Annotated in this window: 20 protein-coding genes and 2 tRNA genes; 10 read left to right on the forward strand and 12 right to left on the reverse strand. The window is 68.5% G+C overall.

All coding sequences use genetic code 11. The annotated features are described in order from the left end of the window. Nucleotides 1-89: 89 nt before the first annotated feature. The 5 genes from clpX to ACQ5DX_RS14210 all read right to left on the reverse strand — a co-directional run bounded on the left by clpX (nt 90) and on the right by ACQ5DX_RS14210 (nt 4,645). Entirely contained in the window at nt 90-1,367 is a 1,278-nt protein-coding gene (clpX, locus tag ACQ5DX_RS14190; RefSeq protein ID WP_127914189.1) for an ATP-dependent Clp protease ATP-binding subunit ClpX, read from the reverse strand. 290 nt (nt 1,368-1,657) lie between these two features. Further along, nucleotides 1,658-2,320, reverse strand: a complete 663-nt coding sequence (locus ACQ5DX_RS14195) for an ATP-dependent Clp protease proteolytic subunit (RefSeq protein ID WP_127914190.1) — start codon at nt 2,318-2,320, stop codon at nt 1,658-1,660. Between the two features lie 48 nt (nt 2,321-2,368). Beyond that, nucleotides 2,369-2,977, reverse strand: a complete 609-nt coding sequence (locus tag ACQ5DX_RS14200) for an ATP-dependent Clp protease proteolytic subunit (protein ID WP_430333227.1) — start codon at nt 2,975-2,977, stop codon at nt 2,369-2,371. Nucleotides 2,978-3,116: 139 nt separating this feature from the next. After that, a complete protein-coding gene (tig, locus tag ACQ5DX_RS14205) occupies nt 3,117-4,478 on the reverse strand; it encodes a trigger factor (RefSeq protein ID WP_430333228.1) in 1,362 nt (453 codons plus the stop codon). Nucleotides 4,479-4,568: 90 nt separating this feature from the next. Continuing rightward, nucleotides 4,569-4,645, reverse strand: a tRNA-Pro gene (locus ACQ5DX_RS14210). 139 nt (nt 4,646-4,784) lie between these two features. On the opposite strand from ACQ5DX_RS14210, the gene ACQ5DX_RS14215 reads away from it, so the two are divergent. Then, nucleotides 4,785-4,855 (forward strand) — tRNA-Gly (locus ACQ5DX_RS14215). 356 nt (nt 4,856-5,211) lie between these two features. Next, nucleotides 5,212-6,345, forward strand: a complete 1,134-nt coding sequence (locus ACQ5DX_RS14220; protein WP_430333229.1) for a nitronate monooxygenase — start codon at nt 5,212-5,214, stop codon at nt 6,343-6,345. An 18-nt stretch (nt 6,346-6,363) separates the two neighbouring features. Here ACQ5DX_RS14220 and dinB read toward each other — a convergent pair whose 3' ends face one another. Next, nucleotides 6,364-7,632 carry a DNA polymerase IV gene (gene dinB, locus ACQ5DX_RS14225; RefSeq protein WP_430333230.1) on the reverse strand — a complete coding sequence of 423 codons (1,269 nt, stop codon included), beginning with the start codon at nt 7,630-7,632 and terminating at the stop codon, nt 6,364-6,366. Nucleotides 7,633-7,735: 103 nt separating this feature from the next. On the opposite strand from dinB, the gene ACQ5DX_RS14230 reads away from it, so the two are divergent. Further along, the gene (locus tag ACQ5DX_RS14230; protein ID WP_430333231.1) at nt 7,736-8,623 is read left to right on the forward strand and encodes a DUF1542 domain-containing protein; all 888 of its coding nucleotides are present in this window, start codon (nt 7,736-7,738) and stop codon (nt 8,621-8,623) included. Here the strand turns inward: ACQ5DX_RS14230 and ACQ5DX_RS14235 are convergent. From ACQ5DX_RS14235 to ACQ5DX_RS14245, 3 genes are all read right to left on the reverse strand, one after another. Then, nucleotides 8,620-9,417, reverse strand: a complete 798-nt coding sequence (locus tag ACQ5DX_RS14235; RefSeq protein ID WP_430333232.1) for an Fpg/Nei family DNA glycosylase — start codon at nt 9,415-9,417, stop codon at nt 8,620-8,622. The genes ACQ5DX_RS14230 and ACQ5DX_RS14235 overlap by 4 nt on opposite strands. A gap of 10 nt (nt 9,418-9,427) precedes the next feature. Next, on the reverse strand, nt 9,428-9,910 hold the full coding sequence (locus ACQ5DX_RS14240) for a ribose-5-phosphate isomerase (RefSeq protein ID WP_430333233.1): 483 nt from the start codon (nt 9,908-9,910) through the stop codon (nt 9,428-9,430). A gap of 79 nt (nt 9,911-9,989) precedes the next feature. Then, nucleotides 9,990-10,625: a DsbA family protein gene (locus ACQ5DX_RS14245; protein ID WP_430333234.1), complete on the reverse strand. Its 636-nt coding sequence runs from the start codon at nt 10,623-10,625 to the stop codon at nt 9,990-9,992. 188 nt (nt 10,626-10,813) lie between these two features. On the opposite strand from ACQ5DX_RS14245, the gene ACQ5DX_RS14250 reads away from it, so the two are divergent. Together ACQ5DX_RS14250 and pepN are read left to right on the forward strand one after the other, a co-directional pair. After that, a complete protein-coding gene (locus tag ACQ5DX_RS14250; RefSeq protein WP_430333235.1) occupies nt 10,814-12,055 on the forward strand; it encodes an NAD(P)/FAD-dependent oxidoreductase in 1,242 nt (413 codons plus the stop codon). A 130-nt stretch (nt 12,056-12,185) separates the two neighbouring features. Further along, entirely contained in the window at nt 12,186-14,771 is a 2,586-nt protein-coding gene (gene pepN / locus ACQ5DX_RS14255; RefSeq protein ID WP_430333236.1) for an aminopeptidase N, read from the forward strand. A gap of 69 nt (nt 14,772-14,840) precedes the next feature. Here the strand turns inward: pepN and ACQ5DX_RS14260 are convergent, their stop codons facing one another. From ACQ5DX_RS14260 to ACQ5DX_RS14270, 3 genes are read right to left on the reverse strand one after another with little or no spacing between them, the layout of a single operon-like run. Beyond that, nucleotides 14,841-15,317 (reverse strand): DUF5130 domain-containing protein, encoded by a 477-nt coding sequence (locus ACQ5DX_RS14260; RefSeq protein ID WP_430333237.1) that lies wholly within the window; start codon nt 15,315-15,317, stop codon nt 14,841-14,843. Next, entirely contained in the window at nt 15,304-15,555 is a 252-nt protein-coding gene (gene ctaJ / locus ACQ5DX_RS14265; protein ID WP_430333238.1) for an aa3-type cytochrome oxidase subunit CtaJ, read from the reverse strand. The genes ACQ5DX_RS14260 and ctaJ overlap by 14 nt, the downstream gene beginning before the upstream one ends. 49 nt (nt 15,556-15,604) lie before the next feature. Next, a complete protein-coding gene (locus ACQ5DX_RS14270) occupies nt 15,605-16,270 on the reverse strand; it encodes an HNH endonuclease (RefSeq protein WP_430333239.1) in 666 nt (221 codons plus the stop codon). A gap of 159 nt (nt 16,271-16,429) precedes the next feature. Here ACQ5DX_RS14270 and ACQ5DX_RS14275 point away from each other — a divergent pair, with 159 nt between their 5' ends. The 5 genes from ACQ5DX_RS14275 (at nt 16,430) to ACQ5DX_RS14295 (ending at nt 22,265) form a co-directional block, all read left to right on the forward strand. Beyond that, on the forward strand, nt 16,430-16,837 hold the full coding sequence (locus ACQ5DX_RS14275; RefSeq protein WP_430333240.1) for a globin: 408 nt from the start codon (nt 16,430-16,432) through the stop codon (nt 16,835-16,837). A 54-nt stretch (nt 16,838-16,891) separates the two neighbouring features. Further along, on the forward strand, nt 16,892-18,496 hold the full coding sequence (locus tag ACQ5DX_RS14280) for a glycoside hydrolase family 13 protein (protein ID WP_430335662.1): 1,605 nt from the start codon (nt 16,892-16,894) through the stop codon (nt 18,494-18,496). 132 nt (nt 18,497-18,628) lie between these two features. After that, nucleotides 18,629-20,320 (forward strand): FAD-binding protein, encoded by a 1,692-nt coding sequence (locus tag ACQ5DX_RS14285; RefSeq protein ID WP_430333241.1) that lies wholly within the window; start codon nt 18,629-18,631, stop codon nt 20,318-20,320. 28 nt (nt 20,321-20,348) lie between these two features. Then, nucleotides 20,349-21,122, forward strand: a complete 774-nt coding sequence (locus ACQ5DX_RS14290) for a glucose 1-dehydrogenase (RefSeq protein ID WP_430333242.1) — start codon at nt 20,349-20,351, stop codon at nt 21,120-21,122. Between the two features lie 6 nt (nt 21,123-21,128). Continuing rightward, nucleotides 21,129-22,265: an esterase-like activity of phytase family protein gene (locus ACQ5DX_RS14295; RefSeq protein ID WP_430333243.1), complete on the forward strand. Its 1,137-nt coding sequence runs from the start codon at nt 21,129-21,131 to the stop codon at nt 22,263-22,265. The last annotated feature ends 52 nt before the right edge of the window (nt 22,266-22,317 follow it).

The following is a 22,317-nucleotide window of genomic DNA, read 5'->3' on the forward strand; positions in this document are numbered from 1 at the left end:
CCCCACCACCGACGGCGCCCGGAAACGACACTGCCGCCCGATCTCCCTGAGGAGGTCGGGCGGCAGTGCGTCGGTCTGCAGGTGCCGAACTAGGCGGACTTGTCGCGCCGTTCGCGTTCGGGCTTGCGCGGGACGATCGTCGGCAGCACGTTGTCGTTGACGGTCTCCGCGGTGACGACCACCTTCGCGACATCGTCGCGGCTCGGGATGTCGTACATCACCGGCAGCAGGACTTCCTCCATGATGGCGCGCAGTCCACGTGCGCCGGTGCCGCGGTGGATGGCCTGGTCGGCAATCGCCTCGAGCGCGTCGACCGAGAACTCCAACTCGACGCCGTCCATCTCGAACAGCCGCGTGTACTGCTTGACCAGCGCGTTCTTGGGCTCCGACAGGATCTTGACCAGCGAGTCCTTGTCGAGGTTCGTCACCGACGCGACAACCGGGAGGCGACCGATGAACTCGGGGATCAGACCGAACTTGATCAGATCCTCGGGCATCACCTCGGCGAAATGGTCCTGCGTGTCGATCTCGGCCTTGGAGCGAACCTCGGCGCCGAAACCGATGCCGCGCTTGCCGACTCGATCCGAGACGATCTTCTCGAGACCCGCGAACGCACCGGCCACGATGAACAACACGTTGGTCGTGTCGATCTGGATGAACTCCTGGTGCGGGTGCTTGCGGCCGCCCTGCGGGGGAACACTGGCCTGCGTGCCTTCGAGGATCTTCAGCAGCGCCTGCTGCACGCCCTCACCGGACACGTCTCGGGTGATCGAGGGGTTCTCGCTCTTGCGGGCGATCTTGTCGACCTCGTCGATGTAGATGATGCCCGTCTCGGCGCGCTTGACGTCGTAGTCGGCCGCCTGGATCAGCTTCAGCAGGATGTTCTCGACATCCTCGCCGACGTAGCCCGCCTCGGTCAGCGCGGTGGCATCCGCGATCGCGAACGGCACGTTGAGCATCTTCGCGAGCGTCTGCGCGAGATACGTCTTGCCGCAACCGGTCGGGCCGAGCATCAGGATGTTCGATTTCGCCAGCTCCACCGTCTCACCGCGGGCGTCGCGCCCCCGGTCGCCGGCCTGGATTCGCTTGTAGTGGTTGTAGACCGCCACCGCGAGCGTCCGCTTGGCTGCATCCTGTCCGATGACGTAGTTCTCGAGGAACTCCCGGATCTCCGCGGGCTTGGGCAGCTCGTCGAGCTTGACCTCACTCGACTCCGCGAGCTCTTCCTCGATGATCTCGTTGCACAGATCGATGCATTCGTCGCAGATGTAGACCCCCGGTCCCGCGATGAGCTTCTTGACCTGCTTCTGGCTCTTACCGCAGAACGAGCACTTGAGCAGATCGCCGCCGTCACCGATGCGTGCCATCTCGTAAGGTCCCTACTTCCTTGTCTACGTGCGAGCGTCCCGCCCGACTCACGCGAACCGCGCGACGGCGGTTCCGCTTCCTCGGTTCAGGATCGAGGGCTCATGGTGTGACCGTACCCGCAGATCGGGAACGAGGTCGACCGAAAGCCTGTGATTCCCGCACGGCGAACACGATTCCGACCATGAATCACATCCGCGTCATGGACGCGGAATGTCCAAGCTTGACGGGTGCGCGCCCCGGCCCACCGCAACCCGACAGCACGGCGTGTCGGTGGGCCGGGCGCCCCACATCACTTCTGGGCAGACAGCTTCCGGTACTCGAGCACGTTGTCGATGATGCCGTACTCCTTGGCCTCCTCGGCCGTGAGGATCTTGTCGCGATCGGTGTCCTTGCGGATCACGTCGGGATCCTTGCCGGTGTGCTTCGACAGCGTGGTCTCCATCAGACGACGCATCCGCTCGATCTCCGCGGCCTGGATCTCGAGGTCCGAGACCTGGCCCTGGATGCCGCCGGTGGCCGGCTGATGGATCAGTACGCGTGCGTTCGGCAGCGCCAGTCGCTTACCCGGGGTACCCGCCGCGAGCAGCACCGCGGCAGCCGAGGCCGCCTGGCCGAGGCACACGGTGGTGATGTCCGCGCGGACGTACTGCATCGTGTCGTAGATCGCCATCAGCGACGTGAACGAGCCACCGGGCGAGTTGATGTACATCGTGATGTCGCGGTCCGGATCGAGCGACTCGAGCACCAGCAGCTGGGCCATGATGTCGTTCGCCGACGCGTCGTCGACCTGCGTGCCGAGGAAGATGATGCGCTCCTCGAACAGCTTGTTGTACGGGTTGGACTCCTTGACGCCGTAGCTGGAGTGCTCGATGAACGACGGCAGGATGTAACGGGACTGCGCCCCGGCCGGTGCCTGGCCGCCGAGCGCACGGGGATCGAACATGTTGGTCATCAGTTCTCCAAGGATGGTCTGAGCAGAAGGGCGAGGGTGGGCGGCGGCCTAGTTGCCGGCGCCACCGGCCTGCCGCGCGCGGGAGACGACGTGGTCGACGAAGCCGTACTGGAGGGCCTCCTGCGCGGTGAACCAGCGATCGCGGTCCGAGTCGGCGGTGATCTGCTCGACCGTCTGCCCGGTGTGCTCGGCGATGAGCTCGGCCATCTCACGCTTGGTGTGCGCGAACTGCTCCGCCATGATCGCGATGTCGGACGCGGTGCCACCGATACCCGCAGACGGCTGGTGCATCATGATCCGCGCGTGCGGCAGGGCGTAGCGCTTGCCCTTCGTGCCGGCCGAGAGCAGGAACTGTCCCATCGAGGCGGCCAGGCCCATGCCGAAGGTCGCGACGTCGCACTCGGCGAACTGCATGGTGTCGTAGATCGCCATGCCCGCCGTGACGGAACCGCCGGGCGAGTTGATGTACAGGTTGATGTCCCGCGTCGGGTCTTCTGCCGACAGCAGCAGGATCTGGGCGCACAGCTTGTTCGCGATGTCGTCGTCCACCTGCGTACCGAGGAAGATGATGCGCTCGCGAAGCAGGCGTTCGTACACCGAGTCGCTGAGATTCAGACCGGACGTGGCTGAAGTCATGGCGGGATTCTGGTAAGTCACGGTACCTGCCTTCTCGATAAGTCGTTGGTTCCTGACACAGACACTAACGAAGTAGGGCGGCACCGGAGTCCCGGTGCCGCCCTACTTCGCTGAAAGCGGAAAAGTCTTTCCGCCGATGGCGTGGATACGCCTCGGGGATCTACTCCTGCTCAGCCGCCTCGTCGCCCTCGGCCGCGTCCTCGGCAGTGCCGAACATCTCGGCGGTGTCGATCGACTCGCCGTTGGTGTCGGTGACGCTCGCGGCGTCGACGACACCCGCGAGGGCCTTGCCGCGACGCACGTCCGCGAAGACGGCGCCGAGCTGGTTCGCCTGCTGGATCTGCTGGATGAACTGCTCCGGAGCCATGCCGTAGCGCTGCGCCTGGAACAGGATGCGCTCGGTGAGCTCGTCCTGGCCGACGGTGGTGCCGGCGGCGTCGGCGATGGCGTCGAGCAGCAGCTGGGTCTTCACCGAACGCTCGGCGGCCTCCTTGGCGTCCGCGTCGAACTGCTCACGCGTGGTGCCCTGAGCCTCGAGGAGCTCGTTCAGCTTCGCCTCGTCGTGGTCCAGACCGTGGATCGCGTCGTGCAGCGCGGCGTCGACCTCAGCCTTGACGACGGCCTCGGGCAGCGGGACCTCGACGGTCTCGAGCAGCGACTCGAGCACCTTGTCGCGGATCTGACCGGCCTGCTCGACCTTGCGGACGCGACCGACGCGCTCACGCAGGTCGGCCTCGAGCTCGGCGAGGGTGTCGAACTCGCTCGCCATCTGGGCGAACTCGTCGTCGGCCTCGGGCAGCTCGCGCTCCTTGACCGTGTTGACGGCGACCGTGATGACCGCGTCCTGGCCCGCGAACTCGCCGGCGACCAGCTTGGAGGTGAAGTCCTTCGACTCACCGGCCTTGACGCCGACGACGGCCTCGTCCAGGCCCTCGATCAGCTGACCCGAGCCCACCTCGTGGGACAGACCCGACGCGGTGGCCTCCGGGACGGCCTCGCCGTCGACGGTGGCCGACAGGTCGATCGACACGAAGTCGCCGTCCTGGACCTCACGCTCGACGCCCTTGAGGGTGCCGAAGCGCTGACGCAGCGACAGCAGCTGCTCGGCAACGGCCTCCTCGGTGACCTCGATCGGGTCGACCTCGACGGCGATCGTGCCGAAGTCGGGGAGGGCGATCTCCGGGCGGACGTCGACCTCGGCGGTGAAGACGAGCTCCTGGCCGTCCTCCAGCTTGGTGATGTCGATCTCCGGCTGACCGATGACCTTCACATCGTTGGCCGAGACAGCCTCGGAGTAGCGGCCCGGCAGAGCGTCGTTGACGACCTGCTCCAGCACGGCGCCACGACCGACGCGGGCCTCGAGCAGCTTGGCCGGAGCCTTGCCCGGGCGGAAGCCGGGGAGACGGATCTGCTGCGCGAGCGCCTTGTAGGCCTTGTCGAAATCAGGCTTGAGCTCCTCGAAGGGCACCTCAACGTTGATACGGACTCGCGTCGGGCTGAGCTGCTCGACGGTGCTCTTCACGGATCTGGCTCCTTCGTTGCTGGTGGTGCTCTTAGTTCGATATGTCGTTCATGCGCGAACGGGCCGCTTTCACGGCCCCCGTCGCGCGATTGGTCGGGGTGACAGGATTTGAACCTGCGACCCTCCGCTCCCAAAGCGGATGCGCTACCAAGCTGCGCCACACCCCGTCCGAAACAGGACCTCGCGAACCTCGCGAGGACCCGGAGCAGAATCCTACGGCCCCCCGATTATGAAATCCAAAGCGAGGTCGGTACAGTCTCATCTCGCACACGGCATCGCTGGCGATCCCACAAATGTCGTATGCACGGGGATGTAGCTCAATGGTAGAGCCTCAGTCTTCCAAACTGATTACGCGGGTTCGATTCCCGTCATCCCCTCTCACGAGGGAAACCCCGGTCCATCTGCGGCAACGCGGACGGACCGGGGTTTTGTCGTTTTCCGGCACTCTTCGACGCCCCACCACCGCCCGCGCACAATCCACACCGGGCCCGCTCCGGTTCCGCCGGATCCACCAGGGGACGCGGCCGAAATCGGCCCGATCGCCACCTTCGGGTCGCGACGACCGACATCGCCAGTGACATGTCTCACACTTCACCGGGCTCGCTCGCCCGGACAACTCGCCGCGCCGTCGAGTGAGGGCTACCTCAGCAAGCCCTTCCCAACCACAGCTGGAACCTGTTACAAGTTTGGTACGAATTTCACAGGATTCCACTGCCCCACGAAGGAGTGCCGGATGCACACCCCCCTCTGCGACGAACTCGGCATCGAGTTCCCGATCTTCGCGTTCACCCACTGCCGCGACGTCGTGGTCGCTGTCAGCAAGGCCGGCGGATTCGGCGTTCTCGGCGCCGTGGGGTTCACCCCCGAGGAGCTCGAGATCGAGCTCAAGTGGATCGACGAGCACATCGGCGATCGTCCGTACGGCGTCGACATCGTGATCCCCAACAAGTACGAGGGCATGGACTCGAACCTGTCCGCCGACGAGCTCACGAAGATGCTCCAGTCGATGGTGCCGCAGTCCACCCTCGACTTCGGTCGCAAGATCCTCACCGACCACGGCGTTCCCCTGCCCGATGACGGCAGTGACAACGCGTTGCAGCTTCTCGGCTGGACCGAGGCCACCGCCACCCCGCAGGTCGAGGTCGCGCTCCAGCACCCGAAGGTCACGCTCATCGCCAACGCGCTCGGCACCCCGCCGGCAGACATGATCAAGCACATCCACGACGCCGGCCGTAAGGTCGCTGCCCTGTGCGGCTCGCCCTACCAGGCCCGCAAGCACGCCGACGCCGGCGTCGACATCATCATCGCCCAGGGTGGCGAGGGCGGCGGGCACTGCGGCGAGGTCGGGTCGATCGTGCTGTGGCCGCAGGTCGTCAAGGAGGTCGCACCGGTGCCGGTGCTCGCCGCGGGCGGCATCGGCAGCGGTCAGCAGATCGCGGCGGCACTGGCGCTGGGCGCCCAGGGTGCCTGGTCGGGCTCGCAGTGGCTGATGGTCGAGGAGGCCGAGAACACCCCCGCCCAGCAGGCCGCCTACGTGAACGCGACCAGCCGCGACACGGTCCGCAGCCGCTCGTTCACCGGCAAGCCGTGCCGGATGCTCCGCAACGACTGGACCGAGGCGTGGGAGACGGAGGGCAACCCCGAGCCGCTGGGTATGCCGCTGCAGTACATGGTGTCGGGCATGGCCGTGGCCGCCACTCACAAGTACCCGGACGAGACCGTCGACGTGGCGTTCAACCCGGTGGGCCAGGTCGTCGGCCAGTTCACCAAGGTGGAGAAGACCTCGGCGGTCATCGAGCGGTGGGTGCAGGAGTACCTGGAGGCCACCGGCACCCTCGAGCAGCTGAACGCCGCCGCCGACGCCTGACAGACGCCTGACCCGCGGTTACTGATCGGGCAGGATCGGGACGCTCTCGCCGCGGTCGCGGCCGAGCAGCGCGGCGCGGGTGACCGCGACCGACCCGAACTTGGCCCGAACCGCGTCGAGCGCACCGTCGAGCCGGACACCGTCGGACTCCGTCACCGGAGACCCGGTGTCCGGCTCGAACGGTAATGCGAGCTGCTCGGCGCCATCCCGGTCGAGGTTGGTCAGCGCAATCCCCACCAGTGTGAGTCCGCGCTCGGCGATCAGCGGCCGCGACTGCTCGAGCAGCGCCCGCAGCGCGGCGCGGATAGTCTCGGTGCGCGCCGACGCCTCGCCCAGCGTCACCGAACGGGTGGCTCGCCCGAAGTCCGCGAACCGCATCCGCAGCACCACCGTGCGACACACCCATCCGGCCGCACGCAGGCGGCGCGCCACCCGGTCGACCAGCGCCGCAGCCAGGGTCTCGATCTCCTCGAACGTCCGCTGCCGGCGTCCGAGCGCGTGTTGCGCCCCGATGGACCGGCGTCGTCGCCCGGTCTGCACGCGCCTGGGGTCGCGGGCCCACGCGAGCGCGTGCAGGTGCCGCGCCGACGCGGGCCCCACCACGGTCGACAGCTCACGTTCGGGGAGTTCGGCCAACTGACCGACGGTCCGAATCCCGTAGTCGTGCAGCTTCCGGGAGGTGACGGCGCCGACGCCCCACAGCCGCTCCACCGGCAGCGGGTGCAGGAACGCCAGCTCACGGTCCGGCGGCACGAGCAGCAGCCCGTCGGGCTTCCCCACCGCGCTCGCCACCTTGGCCAGGAACTTCGTCCGCGCGATCCCGACCGTGATCGGCAGCCCCGCCCGTTCCCGCACGTCGCGACGCAGCTTCTCGGCGATACCGAGCGGGCTCCCGGCGATGCGGCGCAGGCCACCGACGTCGAGAAAGGCCTCGTCGATGGAGATGCCCTCGACGAGCGGCGTCGTCTGCCGGAAGACGTCGAAGACGGCACGACTCGCCTCCGCGTAGGCCGACATCCGGGGTGGGACGACGATGGCATGCGGGCAGCGGCGACGGGCCTCGGCCCCGCTGCTCGCGGTCCGCACCCCGAAAGCCTTGGCCTCGTAGCTCGCCGCCAGGACGACTCCCCCACCGACGATCACCGGGCGCCCTCGCAGGCTCGGATCGTCGCGCTGCTCGACCGAGGCGTAGAAGGCGTCGAGATCGGCGTGCAGGATCGTCGCCTCTGCACGGACGGGCGCCGGGGGCTCCGGACCTCGACCATCACTCGACTCGGACACGAACATATGTTCGCATCGACCACCGACACCGCTCTCGTGTCCGAGTCGTCAGACCGGTGATCCCGGTATCCTGAACGATGTCCGATTTGTCGCCTCCGGAAGGCACCCCGTGGAACTCCTCCTCATCGTCGTCGTACTCGGCGCCGTCGTCTTTCTGGTCATGAAGAGCCAGAACAAGAACAAGGGCCACTCGGCGAACCAACTCGAAGACGCCAAGGCGGATGCACGCCAGGCGATCGAGCGGCTGGGCGGCCAGGTCTACAACCTCGCCGGCAGCGACGACGCCTCCAAGCAGGCGTTGGCCGACGCGTCCGAGCGGTACACCGCCGCCGGTTCACAGATCGAGCAGGCCACCACACCGGTCCAGGCCCGCCTGGCCAAGCAGACCGCGCTCGAGGGCCTGTACTACATCCGCGCCGCACGCAGCGCGATGGGCATGGATCCCGGCCCGGAGATCCCCACGATCGATGGCCAGAAGTCCGCGGGCTCGGTCACCGAGGAACGCGAGATCGAGTTCGAGGGCCGTCAGGTGTCCGCGTCGCCGAATCCGTCGGCCCGCACGCCCAACTACTACCCCGGCGGCCGCGTCGCGGGGCGTCCGGTCCCGGCCGGCTGGTACTCGGAGCCGTGGTGGAAGCCCGCGCTCGTCGCTGGTGCGTGGGGCGTCGGCTCGATGTTCCTGTTCTCGGCCATGTTCTCGGGCATGTCCGGCGTCCCGTACGACGCGCAGGCCTTCGAGAACGGGTACGGCGACGGCTACCAGGACGGTCTCGAAGCCGGCCAGGACCAGGGCGACATGGGCGGCGACGCAGGTGGCGACATGGGCGGTGACACCGACTACGGCGCCATGGGCGACGGCGGTGGTGACTTCGGTGGCGGCGACTGGGGTGGCGGCGACTTCGGCGGCGGCGACTTCGGCGGCGGCGACTTCGGCGGCGGCGACTTCGGCGGCGGCGACTTCGGCGGCGGCGACTTCGGTGGAGGCTTCGACTTCTAGTCGACCTGACAACCGGGGCACCAGAACAGGTTGCGCCCCTTCATGACCGTGTGAGCGATCGGCGTGCCGCAGATGCGGCACGCCGATCCTGTTCTGCGGTAGGCGTAGGTGCGCGGCCGGTCCTTCGCGTACGACGGCTCGCCGTGATCGTCCTCGGGACGCACGACGTGCATCTTGCCGCGTCGCACCCCGACGTTCATGAGCTCGACCAGGTCTGCCCACATCGCGTCGAACTCGGCGCGGCTCACCCGCCTGCCCGGACGCTCGGGGTGGATACCGTGCCGGAACAGGATTTCCGCGCGGTAGACGTTGCCGACGCCGGCGAGCACGGCCTGGTCCATGAGCAGCGCGCCGATCGGCGTCTGGGACTTGGCGATCCGCGCCCACGCGCGGTCCGGGTCGGCGTCCTTACGGAGCGGGTCCGGGCCCAGCCGGGCCTCGATCACCGCGACCTGCGGCGGGTGCAGCACCTCGCATGCGGTGGGCCCGCGCAGGTCGGTGCCGTGATCGGCGCCCACCATGCGCATCCGCACCTGACCGACGGGCGGTTCGAGCGGCACCGCCGACTCGGTGAACTTCCCGTACAGCCCCAGGTGGACGTGCACCACGAGACCGTTGTCGTAGTGATGCCACAGGTGCTTGCCCCAGGCGTCCGAACGGACGAGGACGCGGCCGTCGATCAGGGCCGCGTCCTCGGCGAAACGTCCTTGCGGGCTCGACACCCGCACCGGTGATCCCGCGAACCGTCGCTGATGCAGACGCGCGAGACGGTGCAGGGTGTGTCCCTCGGGCAAGGTGGGTTACCTATGCCTCGGGGGTGCCGGGCACTGCCGGCGCGACACCCGTCGACTCGTACTCGGCGAGGATGTCGATGCGGCGCTGGTGGCGCTCCTCCTCCGACCACGGGGTCGACAGGAAGGCGTCCACGATCGCGAGGGTCTCCTCGAGGGTGTGCATGCGGCCGCCGATGCCGATCAGCTGGGCGTTGTTGTGCTGACGCGCGAGCTGCGCGGTCTCGACGCTCCACGCCAGCGCGCAGCGGGCGCCGGGCACCTTGTTCGCGGCGATCTGCTCGCCGTTGCCGCTGCCGCCGAGCACGAGGCCGAGGCTGCCCGGGTCGGCGACGACGCGGCGTGCCGCCTCGATGCAGAAGGCCGGGTAGTCGTCGAGGGCGTCGTATTCGTGCGCACCGCAGTCGATGGCCTCGTGGCCGTTGGCGGTGAGATGTTCGATGATCTGGTTCTTGCGTTCGAAGCCGGCGTGGTCGGCACCCAGGTATACGCGCATGACCCAATTCTGACAGGCGACCCCACCACGACGACTCTCGGGGACGCCGCGGTGAGGCCGCCGTTCGACGACGGAAATCTCAGTCGAATTCGGGGTCCTCGGTGCGGCTGCGCTTGAGCTCGAAGAAGTGCGGGTACGACGCGAGCGCCACGGCGCCGTCCCAGACCCGTCCGGCGTCCTCCCCGCGCGGGATGCGCGAGAGCACCGGGCCGAAGAATGCGGTGCCGTTGACGTGGATCGTCGGGGTGCCGACGTCGTCGCCGACCTTGTCCATGCCGGCGTGGTGGCTGCGGCGCAGTGCGGCGTCGAACTCGTCGGTCTCGGCGGCGGCCGCAAGTTCGGCCGGCAGGCCCAGTTCGGCGAGCGCCTTGACGATCACGTCGGTGAGGTCCTGGTTGCCCTCGTTGTGGATGCGGGTGCCCATCGCCGTGTAGAGCGGCAGCAGGATGTCGTCGCCCCGCTGCTGCGCCGCCGCGATCAGTACGCGCACCGGTCCCCACGCCTGGACCATCCGGTCGCGGTACTCCTCGGGCAGCTCGCGCCCCTCGTTCAGGACCGCGAGGCTCATGACGTGGAAGTTCGCGTCGATGTCGCGGACCTTGGTGACCTCCAGGATCCAGCGCGAGGTGATCCAGCACCACGGGCACAGCGGATCGAACCAGAAGTCGACGGTGTCCTTGGCCTTCTCGCCGCCGGTGGTGGTCTTCTCAGTCACGCAGGTCTCCCTCGTCTGGTGGCGCGACGCCACGTCACACCTCTGTTTCCAACACAACCACTACCCCGCGGGAATCCTTCCCGCACACCCCGGACCCCGGTTAGTGTCAGGAGAGGACAGCCACCAGCGAGAGTCGACGCGACGGTCGACGGCGACGGTCGTCGGCGACTCGGGGACGGAGCCTTCCCGTGACACTCCACGAGCCATCGAATCGCACATTCGTCATCGTCGGCGGCGGCCTCGCCGGCGCGAAGATCGCAGAATCGTTGAGGGACAAGGACTTCGACGGTTCCATCGTGCTCCTCTGCGAAGAGGACCACCTGCCGTACGAGCGGCCGCCGCTGTCGAAGCAACACGTGGCGGGCAAGAAGGAATTGCCCGATTTCACCGTGCAGCACGGTGACTGGTACCGCGACCACCACGTGGACGTGCGACTGGGGACCACCGCGAAGGCGATCGACCGCGACAACAAGCACGTGGTTCTGCCCGACGGTTCCACCGTCGCCTACGACAAACTCGCGCTCGCCACCGGGTCGCGCTCGCGCCGCCCGCCGATTCCCGGCTCGGACGCCGCAGGCGTGCACTACCTACGCACGATCGAAGAATCGGACGCGCTCATCGCCGCGATGACCCCCGGGTCGCGACTGGTGATCGTGGGCGCCGGCTGGATCGGTCTCGAGATCGCGTCGGGCGCGCGGAACCGGGACGTGTCGGTGACGATCGTCGAGCGAGCCGAGCTGCCGCTGCTCGGGGCACTCGGCAAAGAGATGGGCGCGGTGTTCGCCGACCTGCACCGCGAGCACGGCGTCGACTTCCGCTTCGCCGCCGGCGTCGAGGAGATCACCGTTTCCGACGGCCGCGCCGACGGCGTTCGGCTGGGCGACGGCACGGTACTGCCCGCCGACGCGGTGCTGGTCGCGGTGGGGGCGCAGCCGAACATCGAGATCGCCGAGGCCGCCGGGCTTTCCGTCGACGGTGGCGTGCTCGTGAACGGGAGCCTGACGACCAGCGACCCCGACATCGTGGCGGTCGGGGACATCGCCGCACAGCAGCATCCACTCCTGGCGGCCCGGGTCCGTGTCGAGCACTGGGCCAACGCGCTCAACCAGCCGGCGATCGCCGCCGCGACGATGCTCGGGCATCCCGAGGAGTACACGAATCTGCCGTACTTCTTCACCGACCAGTACGACCTCGGCATGGAGTACGTGGGCTGGGCGCCGAAGTATTCGAAGGTGGTCACCCGCGGCGACGTCGCCAAGCGCGAGTTCCTCGCGTTCTGGCTCGACGAGGAGAACCACGTCCTGGCCGGCATGAACGTGAACATCTGGGACGTCACCGACGACATCAAGGCCCTCGTCGCGTTCTCCGGCCCCGTGGAGCCGGCCCGGCTCGCGGACCCCGCCGTCCCGCTCCCCACCCTCCTCGCGTGACCCGCGCTTTGCGCACTTGTTGCGCCGAGGACCTCGAAATCCCCGCGACAAGTGCGCACATCGCGGGAGCGACGTGCGCCGTGATGGGATAGCAGTCAGTCGATTGTCCATCCATGACGAGGAGATCTCCGTGGCCCCACCGAATCTGACCCGTGAACAGGCCGCCGAGCGGTCGGCACTGGTGTCGGTCGACAACTACCGCATCGACCTCGACCTCACCGACGGCTCCGGGCGGCCGGGAGCGATGACCTTCCGGTCGCGCACCACCGTCACCTTCGGTGCCACCGCGGGGTCGTCGACGTTCATCGACATCATCGCCGCCACAGTGCATTCCGCGACGCTCAACGGCTCCCAGGTGGACGTCGCGGCGTACGACGAGGCCACAGGGATCCGGCTCGACGGTCTGGCCGAGTCGAACGAACTGATCGTGGACGCCGACTGCCTGTACACCAACACCGGCGAGGGCCTGCACCGGTTCGTCGACCCGACGGACAATGCCGTGTACCTGTACTCGCAATTCGAAACCGCCGACGCCAAGCGCATGTTCGCGTGCTTCGACCAGCCGGATCTCAAGGCCACCTTCGACATCGCGGTCACCGCGCCGGAGGACTGGAAGGTCGTCTCGAACGCCGAGACCGTGCAGACACTCGCGGCGACGCCGGGCCGTCACGTCTTCCGCACCACCCCGCGCATGAGCACCTACCTGGTGGCGCTGATCGCCGGCCCGTACGCACAGTGGTCGGACAGCTACAGCGACGAGCACGGCACGATCCCGCTGGGTATCTACTGCCGGTCGTCGCTCGCCGAGTACATGGACGCCGAGCGGCTGTTCACCGAGACCAAGCAGGGCTTCGGCTTCTACCACCGTAACTTCGGGATCCCCTACGCCTTCGGCAAGTACGACCAGTTGTTCGTGCCGGAGTTCAACGCGGGCGCGATGGAGAACGCGGGCGCGGTGACGTTCCTCGAGGACTACGTGTTCCGGTCCAAGGTGACCCGTTACTCGTACGAGCGGCGCGCCGAGACCATCCTGCACGAGATGGCGCACATGTGGTTCGGCGACCTCGTCACCATGCAGTGGTGGGACGACCTGTGGCTCAACGAGTCGTTCGCGACGTTCGCATCGGTGCTGTGCCAGACCGAGGCCACCGAGTACACCAACGCGTGGACCACGTTCGCGAACGTCGAGAAGTCGTGGGCGTACCGGCAGGATCAGCTGCCGTCGACGCATCCCATTGCCGCCGACATCCCCGATCTGGCCGCGGTGGAGGTCAACTTCGACGGCATCACGTACGCCAAGGGCGCCAGCGTGCTCAAGCAGCTTGTCGCGTACGTGGGGCTCGAGCCGTTCCTGTCCGGCCTGCGCGACTACTTCGCCGAGCACGCGTTCGCGAACGCCACGTTCGACGATCTGCTGCGGGCGCTCGAGAAGGCGTCCGGTCGCGACCTGTCGAGCTGGGGTGCCCAGTGGCTCAAGACCACCGGCCTGAACATCCTGCGCCCGGACTTCCAGATCGAGCCCGACGGCACGTTCTCCCGGTTCGCCGTGCTCCAGGAGGGCGCCGAGCCCGGCGCGGGCGAGACCCGCGTGCACCGGCTCGCGGTCGGCGTCTACGACGACGACCCGGCCACCGGCAAGCTCGTCCGCACCCACCGCGTCGAACTCGACGTCGAGGGCGCCGGCACCGACGTTCCCGAACTGGTGGGTGTGCCGCGGGGCAAGCTGGTCCTCGTCAACGACGACGACCTCACGTACTGCTCGCTGCGGCTCGACCGCGACTCGCTCGACACCCTCGTCGGACGTATCGGGGACATCGCCGAGCCGCTCCCCCGCACGCTCGCCTGGTCGGCGGCGTGGGAGATGACCCGGCAGGCGGAGATGCGCGCCCGCGACTTCGTCAGCCTGGTCCAACGCGGCATTGGTGCCGAAACCGAGGTGGGTGTCGTGCAGCGACTGCTACTGCAGGCCCAGACGGCGCTTTCCGCGTACGCCGAGCCCGGCTGGGTGGACGCGTTCGGCTGGCCCGCGTTCGCCGACCGCCTGCTCGAACTGGCCCGCGAGGCCGAGGGCGGCTCGGACCACCAGTTGGCGTTCGTCAACGCGTTGACCGGCTCGCAGCTGTCGGGCTGGCACACCGAGATCCTGCAGGAGTTGCTGGACACCACCGATCCGGCGACCGTCGGGCTGGCCGGGCTGGTCGTCGACACCGACCTGCGCTGGCGGCTCGTGCACGCGCTCGCGGCGGCCGGCGAGATCGACGCCGACGGCACCGAGACGCCGGTCATCGACGCGGAGGCCCATCGTGACCCCACCGCCGCGGGTGCCCGTCAGGCGGCGGCCGCTACCGCGTCCCGCCCGCAGGCCGCGGTCAAGGAGCAGGCCTGGACGACGGTGTTCGACGACGACACCGTCCCCAACATCACAGCCCGCTCGATCATCGGCGGCATCGTCGCGCCCGGGCAGTCGCAGCTGCTCGAGCCGTACGTCGCGCGCTACTTCGCCGAGATTCCGGCGGTGTGGGAGCGGCGGTCGAGCGAGGTCGCGCAGACCGTCGTCGTCGGGCTGTACCCGTCGTGGTCGATCAGCGAGGAGTCGGTCGCCGCGGCAGATCGGTTCCTGGCCGGCGAACATCCGCCCGCACTGCGCCGTCTCGTCGTCGAGGGCAAGGCCGGCATCGTCCGCTCGCTGAAGGCGCGCGCGTTCGACGCGACCTGACCCCCGAAACGCCGGTGACCCGGTGCCGTGTGGCACCGGGTCACCGGGGTGGAGCGATGAGTGCAGGGATTACTTGGGGGCGATCGCCGAGCTCATCACGCGCAGGGCCGACACGAGGCCGTCGATCAGATCGCCCTCGTTGAACGAGGCCACTGCGGCCGTCACACCGAGCTGCGCGACGCGGTCGGTGACGCGGTTCCCGATACGGCGGCCACCGCGGACCTCGATGGCACGCTGGTTCGGCGACACCGCGATGAGGACCGAACGCTCGGCGTCCGGGGTGCTCGGGAAGACCGCGTCCGCACCGGCGGCCGGGTTCTCGCCGAGGTCTCCCACGAACACGTTGAACCGCACCTTGGTCAGGCGGGTCGCGTCGGTGAGCGCGTCGTCGAGACGCACCAGCTCGTCCGTGGTGAACGGCGGCAGGTCGACGAGCTCACCCACACGGTGCACACCGGAGAGGCGACCGCTGGTGGTCACAACCGTGCCCACCGGCAGATCCGCCGGCGCGACCGCCGAGGACTGGATAACGTCACCACTTGCCACTTGCCGAACCTCCGATCAGATCTGCACCCGCTGCGGCATGCGCCGAGTGGTGGCCATGGGTGGTCACCTCGTCGGTGGCACTCCACACGACCGGGCCGTACGTCCACCGCTCACCGAGGCGGTACTCCGCCGGGAGCTGGTTGGGCGAACGCCTGACCGAGATGCACAGGAGGCCGAGGACCGCGATCACCAGGACGGGAATCCCTACGAATATCAGCACTGTCTCGAGAATGCTCACGACGCAAACCGTAGCCCAGTCCAGCAAAAATGGAAGCGCCGGGGCCGAATCAGGCCGCGCCCTCACCCAGATAGGGAAGCCACGTCGGGTGAACCTCGGTGATGGTCGCGAGGAGGCGCCAGTGCGGGCCCGACGGCGGGACGAGCGCCGTACGGAGCGTCCACCCCAGCTCGGTGAGTAGTTTGTCCGCTTTGCGGTGGTTGCAGGGTGCGCAGCAGGCGACGCAGTTCTCCCAGCTGTGCCCACCGCCGCGGCTGCGCGGAATGACGTGATCGATGGTCTCGGCCTTGTCGCCGCAGTACCCGCACCGGAACCGGTCGCGGTGCATCAGCGCCGCGCGGGTCATCGGGATGCGGGAGCGGTACGGCACCCGCACGTAGTTGCGGAGTCGGATGACGGACGGCACCTGAAGCGAGTAGCCCTCGGAGTGGATGACGGGCCCGAGCGGGTCCTCGTGGACCGCGTCGGCCTTGTCGCACACCATCAGCACCACCGCTCGGCGCGCGGGCAGGGCGGTGAGCGGTTCGAACGTGGCATTGAGCAGCAGGACCCGACGTTTGTTCCAGGTCGTCGGCGCGCCGCTCTGCGGCGACACGAGTCCGGACAGACCGGACTCGGGAATGACATGCAGCGGAAAAGCCCCCGACGTGCGGTTTTCACGCACATCAGCGGGCACGAGTTGTCGGTGCGATCGCACGTTCTTTCGGTGTGTCATGCCACCTCCGCGGAGACTGCCCCAAGTTGACCACGGATGATCGGGTTGCGCACACCCATTTCGGCGAAAAAATCGGCGCATATCGGGTGAACACCAGGCGGCATGCAGGCCCGGTGGAGAACGCACGGTTGTCGGACACACGGCACAATGGAGCGTGACATGACTGAGACGAACCACACGACGCAGCAGACCTTCTACGAGGCAGTGGGCGGAGCCGAGACGTTCCACAAGCTCACCGCGCGGTTCTACGAGGAAGTGGCCAAGGACGAGGTGGTCCGGCCGCTGTATCCCGAGGAGGACCTCGGCCCGGCCGAACGGCGCATGCGCATGTTCCTCGAGCAGTACTGGGGCGGGCCGCGCACGTACTCCGAGGAGCGCGGGCACCCGCGCCTGCGGATGCGGCACAACCCGTTCAAGATCGGGCCGATCGAGCGGGACGCCTGGCTGCGCTGCATGCACACGGCGATCGCGTCGATCGACGAGAAGACGCTCGACGAGCCGCACCGGCGCGCGCTGATCGACTACATGGAGATGGCGGCGGCGTCGATGGTCAACTCGCCCGTGTAGGACACGCCCGCATACGGCGGTCCGAAACCGCCCGATACGGCACTATGAGTGACTGTGACCAGCCGTAAGGATCAGCCCGCCGGCGCGTCATCCGACGCGCGTGCGTGGTGGTCGGACGCCGTCTTCTACCAGATCTACCCCCGGTCGTTCTCGGACTCGGGCGGCGACGGCGTGGGCGACCTCGGTGGAGTGATCGACCGTCTGGGCTATCTCGAACTGCTCGGGGTCGACGCGCTGTGGCTCAGTCCGGTCATGCGCTCCCCGATGGCCGACCACGGCTACGACGTCTCCGATCCGCGTGACATCGATCCGCTGTTCGGCGACCTCGCGACGATGGACACGCTGATCGCCGGGGCGCACGCCCACGGAATCCGGGTCACGATGGACCTCGTCCCGAATCACACCAGCGACGAGCACCCCTGGTTCCGGGAGGCTCTCGCGGCCGGGCCGGGCAGCGACGCCCGCGACCGCTACATCTTCCGCGACGGTCGCGGACCCGACGGCGCGCGGCCTCCCAACAACTGGCCGAGCGTCTTCGGCGGCCCGGCCTGGACTCGGGTCACCGAACCCGACGGCACCCCGGGCCAGTGGTACCTGCACATATTCGCACGCGAACAACCCGATCTGAACTGGGACAACCCCGAGGTGTTCGCGGACCTGGAGCAGACGCTGCGGTTCTGGCTGCATCGCGGCATCGACGGGTTCCGGATCGACGTCGCGCACGGGATGGCCAAGCCTGAGGGCCTGCCCGACCACGACTGGGACACCAACGCCCTGCTCCGCAACGACGACGACGATCCGCGCTTCAACAATCCCGAGGTGCACGAGATCCATCGCGGTATCCGCAAGATCATGAACGAGTACCCGCACGCGATGGCGGTCGGCGAGATCTGGGTGCGCGACAACGAGCGGTTCGGCGAGTACATCCGCCCCGACGAACTGCACCTGGGCTTCAACTTCCGCCTGGCAGAGACGGCGTTCGACGCCGACGCGGTCCGTGGGGCCATCGAGAACTCCCTCGACGCGGTCGCCCGGGTCGGCGGCACGCCGACGTGGACGTTGTCGAATCACGACGTCGAGCGGGAGGTGACCCGGTACGGCGGTGGCAGCCGCGGTGTGGCCCGCGCACGGGCGATGGCCCTGGCCGAACTCGCACTGCCCGGCGCGGCGTTCATCTACAACGGGGCCGAACTGGGCCTGCCCAACGCCGACCTGCCGGACGCGGTCCTCCAGGACCCGGTGTGGGAACGCTCGGGGCACACCGAACGCGGCCGCGACGGCTGCCGCGTGCCCCTGCCCTGGGAGGGCGCCCATCCGCCGTTCGGCTTCTCGACGACCCCCGACACGTGGTTGCCGATCCCCCCGGAGTGGGCGGCGTCGACCGTCGAAGCGCAACTCGAGGACGTCGACTCGACGTTGTCGCTGTACCGCTCGGCACTCGAACTGCGGTCGCGGTTGCCGGAGTGCTCGGGCGACGACATCGCCTGGTACGGAAGCCCTCCCGGGTGTTTCGCGTTCCGCCGACGGGGCGGACTGATCTGCGTGCTCAACGCCACCGACGGCCCGATCGAGCTTCCGGCGGGCAAGGTCGTCCTGACGAGCCTGCCCCGCACCGCCGACGGGCGCCTTCCGGCGGACTCGGCCGCCTGGCTGGTCTGATCGGGACGGCTCCCGCCCAGCGGGAGATTTCGTTTCGCACCCCTCTCCGCGCTCCCTAGGGTCGTGGTCGCGGCCGTGTCGCGACGCACAGCGTCCACGCCGCCTCCCCGACACACCCTCAGGAGATCCGCGATGCCCGCGACCGATTCCAACCAGACCGACCAGAGCGCCGAATCCCACTGGGATCACGAGGTGGATCTTCTCGTGGTCGGCAGCGGCGCGGGCGGCTTCACCGCCGCGCTCGCAGGCGCCGCCGAGGGTCTGGACACCCTGCTCATCGAGAAGGCCGGCGTCTACGGTGGCGCCACGGCCCTGTCCGGTGGCGGTGTGTGGGTGCCGAACAACCCGCTGTTGATCCGCGAGGGCCTGGGCGACTCGCGTGAGGACGTGCGCCGCTACCTCGACGCGGTGCTCGGCGACCGGGTCCCGTCGGCGAACCTCGACGCGTTCATCGACGAGGGCCCCAAGACGCTCGAGTTCCTCGAAACGTCCAGCCCGCACATGCGTTTCCAGTGGTGCACCGGCTACTCCGACTACCACCCCGAGCAGCCCGGTGGCCGCCCTGCCGGCCGCACGATCGAGCCGCTGCCGGTGGACCTCAAGAGGCTGGGCGCCGACGAGGACCTGCTGCGTCCGGCGGCGCTCGCCACCCCGCCCGGCCTGTTCATCACCTCGAAGGACTTCGTCCAACTGAACATGGTGATGCGCACGTGGAAGGCGAAGCTGACCGCGCTGAAGACCGGCTTCAACGCGGTCAAGTCGATCCTGCTGCGCCGCCACATGGACACCCTCGGCCGCGCGCTGATCGCCCGACTTCGCCTGGCGCTGAAGGACGCCGGAGTCCCGCTCTGGCTGAACACGCCGATGCAGTCGCTCGTCACCGACTCGTCGGGTGCCGTGATCGGCCTGGTCGCCGTCCGCGACGGCCGGCCCGTGCGGATCCGGGCCCGCCACGGCGTGCTGCTCGCGACCGGCGGCTTCGAGTTCAACGAGGACATGCGTAAGGCGAACCTGCCCGACGGCGGGCGCGACAACTTCAGCGCCGCGTCGCGCGACAACACCGGCGACGGCATCGTCGCGGGTCAGAATGTCGGCGCTGCAGTCGATCTCATGGACGACGCGTGGTGGATGCCGTCGTTCCAGCGCCCGGACGGCGTCGTCCAGGTGATGGTCGCCGAGCGGTCCGTGCCGCGGTCGATCATCGTGGACCAGCACGGCAAGCGATTCACGAACGAGGCGGCGCCGTACGTCACGTTCGTGCACGATCAGCTGGCCGGTGGCCACGAGCCCACGTGGTTCGTCTTCGACGAGCGCGCGAAGAAGCGTTACCCGATCGGCGGCATCATGCCGGGCCAGAAGTTCCCCAAGTCGTGGATCGACGGCGGGCTGATCGTCGTCGCCGACACCGTCGAGGAACTGGCCCGCAAGATCGGCGTCCCGGTGGCCGGGCTCACCGAAACCTTCTCCCGTTTCAACGGTTTCGCCCGAAATGGCCGGGACGAGGACTTCCACCGCGGTGAGAGCGCGTACGACAACTACTACGGCGATCCGAGCCTGCCGCACCCCACGCTCGACGTCATCGACACCGCGCCGTACTACGCGCTGCGGATGCGGGCCGGAGACCTGGGCACCAAGGGCGGTCTGGTGTACAACGAGAACGGTCAGGTCCTACGCGCGGACGGTTCGGTGATCGACGGCCTGTACGCGACCGGCAACACGTCGGCCTCGGTCATGGGTAACGACTACGCCGGCGCGGGCGCCACCATCGGACCCGCGATGGTCTTCGGTTACATCGGCGCCCGGCACGCCGCCCGCGGCAAGTGACATCGCGAATCGTCGAAAGGTGCGCGACATGAGTGAATCCGCAATTCTGTCCGACAAGGTCGTTCTCGTCACGGGTGGCGCCCGTGGCCTCGGCGCCGCGTTCGCCCGACGGATCGTCGACGGCGGCGGCAAGGTGGTGATCGCCGACGTCCTCGACGACGACGGCCGCGCCACCGCCGCCGACCTGGGCGACGCCGCCCGCTACGTCCGCCTCGACGTCACCGACGCCGACGCGTGGCGGGCCGCGGTCGAGTTCACGCTCGCCGAGTTCGGCACCCTGACGGGGTTGGTGAACAACGCCGGCGTCTCGACGGGCCAGTACATCGAGCACGAGCCGCTCGAGCACTTCCGCCAGGTCCTCGACATCAACCTGGTGGGCGTCTTCAACGGCCTCCAGGCGGTCATCGCGCCGATGCGCGCCGCCGGCGGCGGGTCGATCGTGAACATCTCGTCGGCGGCGGGACTGATGGGCCTCGCGCTCACGGCCGGCTACGGCGCGTCCAAGTGGGGCGTGCGCGGGCTGACGAAGATCGCCGCGGTGGAACTCGGCACCGACCGGATCCGCGTGAATTCCGTCCATCCCGGGATGACCTACACCCCGATGACGGCGAGCGTCGGCATCCAGCAGGGTGAGGGCAACTACCCCAACACTCCGATGGGCCGGGTCGGCGAGGCCGACGAGATCGCCGGCGCGGTCTCGTACCTGCTGTCGGACGCCGCGTCGTATGTCACGGGGGCCGAGATTGCCGTCGACGGCGGCTGGACCGCCGGACCGACCGTCAAATACGTGATGGGACAGTAGGATTCGATGACGATTCCGCAGCTCATCGCGGCGGGCGTGGTGGCGCTCGCGAGCGTGTCCGGCGTTCTGCCCGGCGCCGGTTCCCTCGGTACCGGGTCGCTCGACACCGGATCGCTCGCGGGGGCGACGCCCCCGGCCCACGTCGGCTATGTCGACAACCTGACCATCCCCGACGACCTGAGCTTCGGCGGATATCCGGTCGGGGGCCTGTCGGGGATCGACTTCGACCGTGCCAGTGGCGAATTCGTCGCGATCAGCGACAACCGCGGCGAGGCCGGCCCGGTCCGGCTGTACACACTGGGCCTGCCGCTGGTGGACGGGAAGCTGTCCACCGCCCGGTTCGACAGCATGGTGTCGCTGCTCGATACCGACGGTGCACCGTACGCCCGCCGCGCCGCGGATACGGAGTCGGTGCGCTGGCTCCCCCACCAGGCCCGATACGTCTACACGAGTGAGGGTGAGGCGAAGATCGGCCGTCCGGGATTCGTCCGGGAGGCCGGTATCGGTGGCGAGTTCGTCCGGGACGTCCCGCTGCCGGATCACTTCACGCCGCGCCTCGACGACAACGGAACACTCGTCTCGGGCATCCGGGACAACCTCGGGTTCGAGGGCATGACGCTGTCCGCGGACGGCCGCCGGGTGGTCGCGGTGTCGGAGAACGCCCTCGTGCAGGACGGTCCCGCCGCATCCACCGACGGGACGTCGCCGTCGCGCCTGCTGGTCCTCGACCGGGCCTCGGGTGCGGACCTGGGCGAGTTCGTCTACCCGGTCGACGCGGTGCCGCCGGGCGGGATGCCGGAGGCCACGGGGGTGGCCGAGATCCTCGCCGCCGACGACGGCGCGTTCCTCACGCTGGAACGGACCATGATCCCTGGCCGGGGCTTCACCGGGAAGATCTACTGGACCACCACCGCGGGCGCGGACGACGTGGCCGGTGTTCCGGCCCTGACGGGATCCGAGCGCCCGATGCGCAAGGAACTGCTGTTCGACTTCGGTTCCGTCACCGAGGATTCCGACTGCATCGAGGGCATCACGTGGGGCCCGCGCCTGCCCGATGGGTCGCGGTCGTTGGTCGTCGTGGCCGACAACAACTTCGGCCTGGCCGGACGCACCACGTTCCACCTGCTGTCGGTGTCGGACTGAGTTTGCACCTCCCGACCGGGGGGTATTGACAAAGTTCGCGATCTGTCTCACC

This window comes from Rhodococcus sp. ACT016 (assembly GCF_050477185.1).
In the GTDB taxonomy this organism is placed as follows: Bacteria; Actinomycetota; Actinomycetes; order Mycobacteriales; family Mycobacteriaceae; genus Prescottella.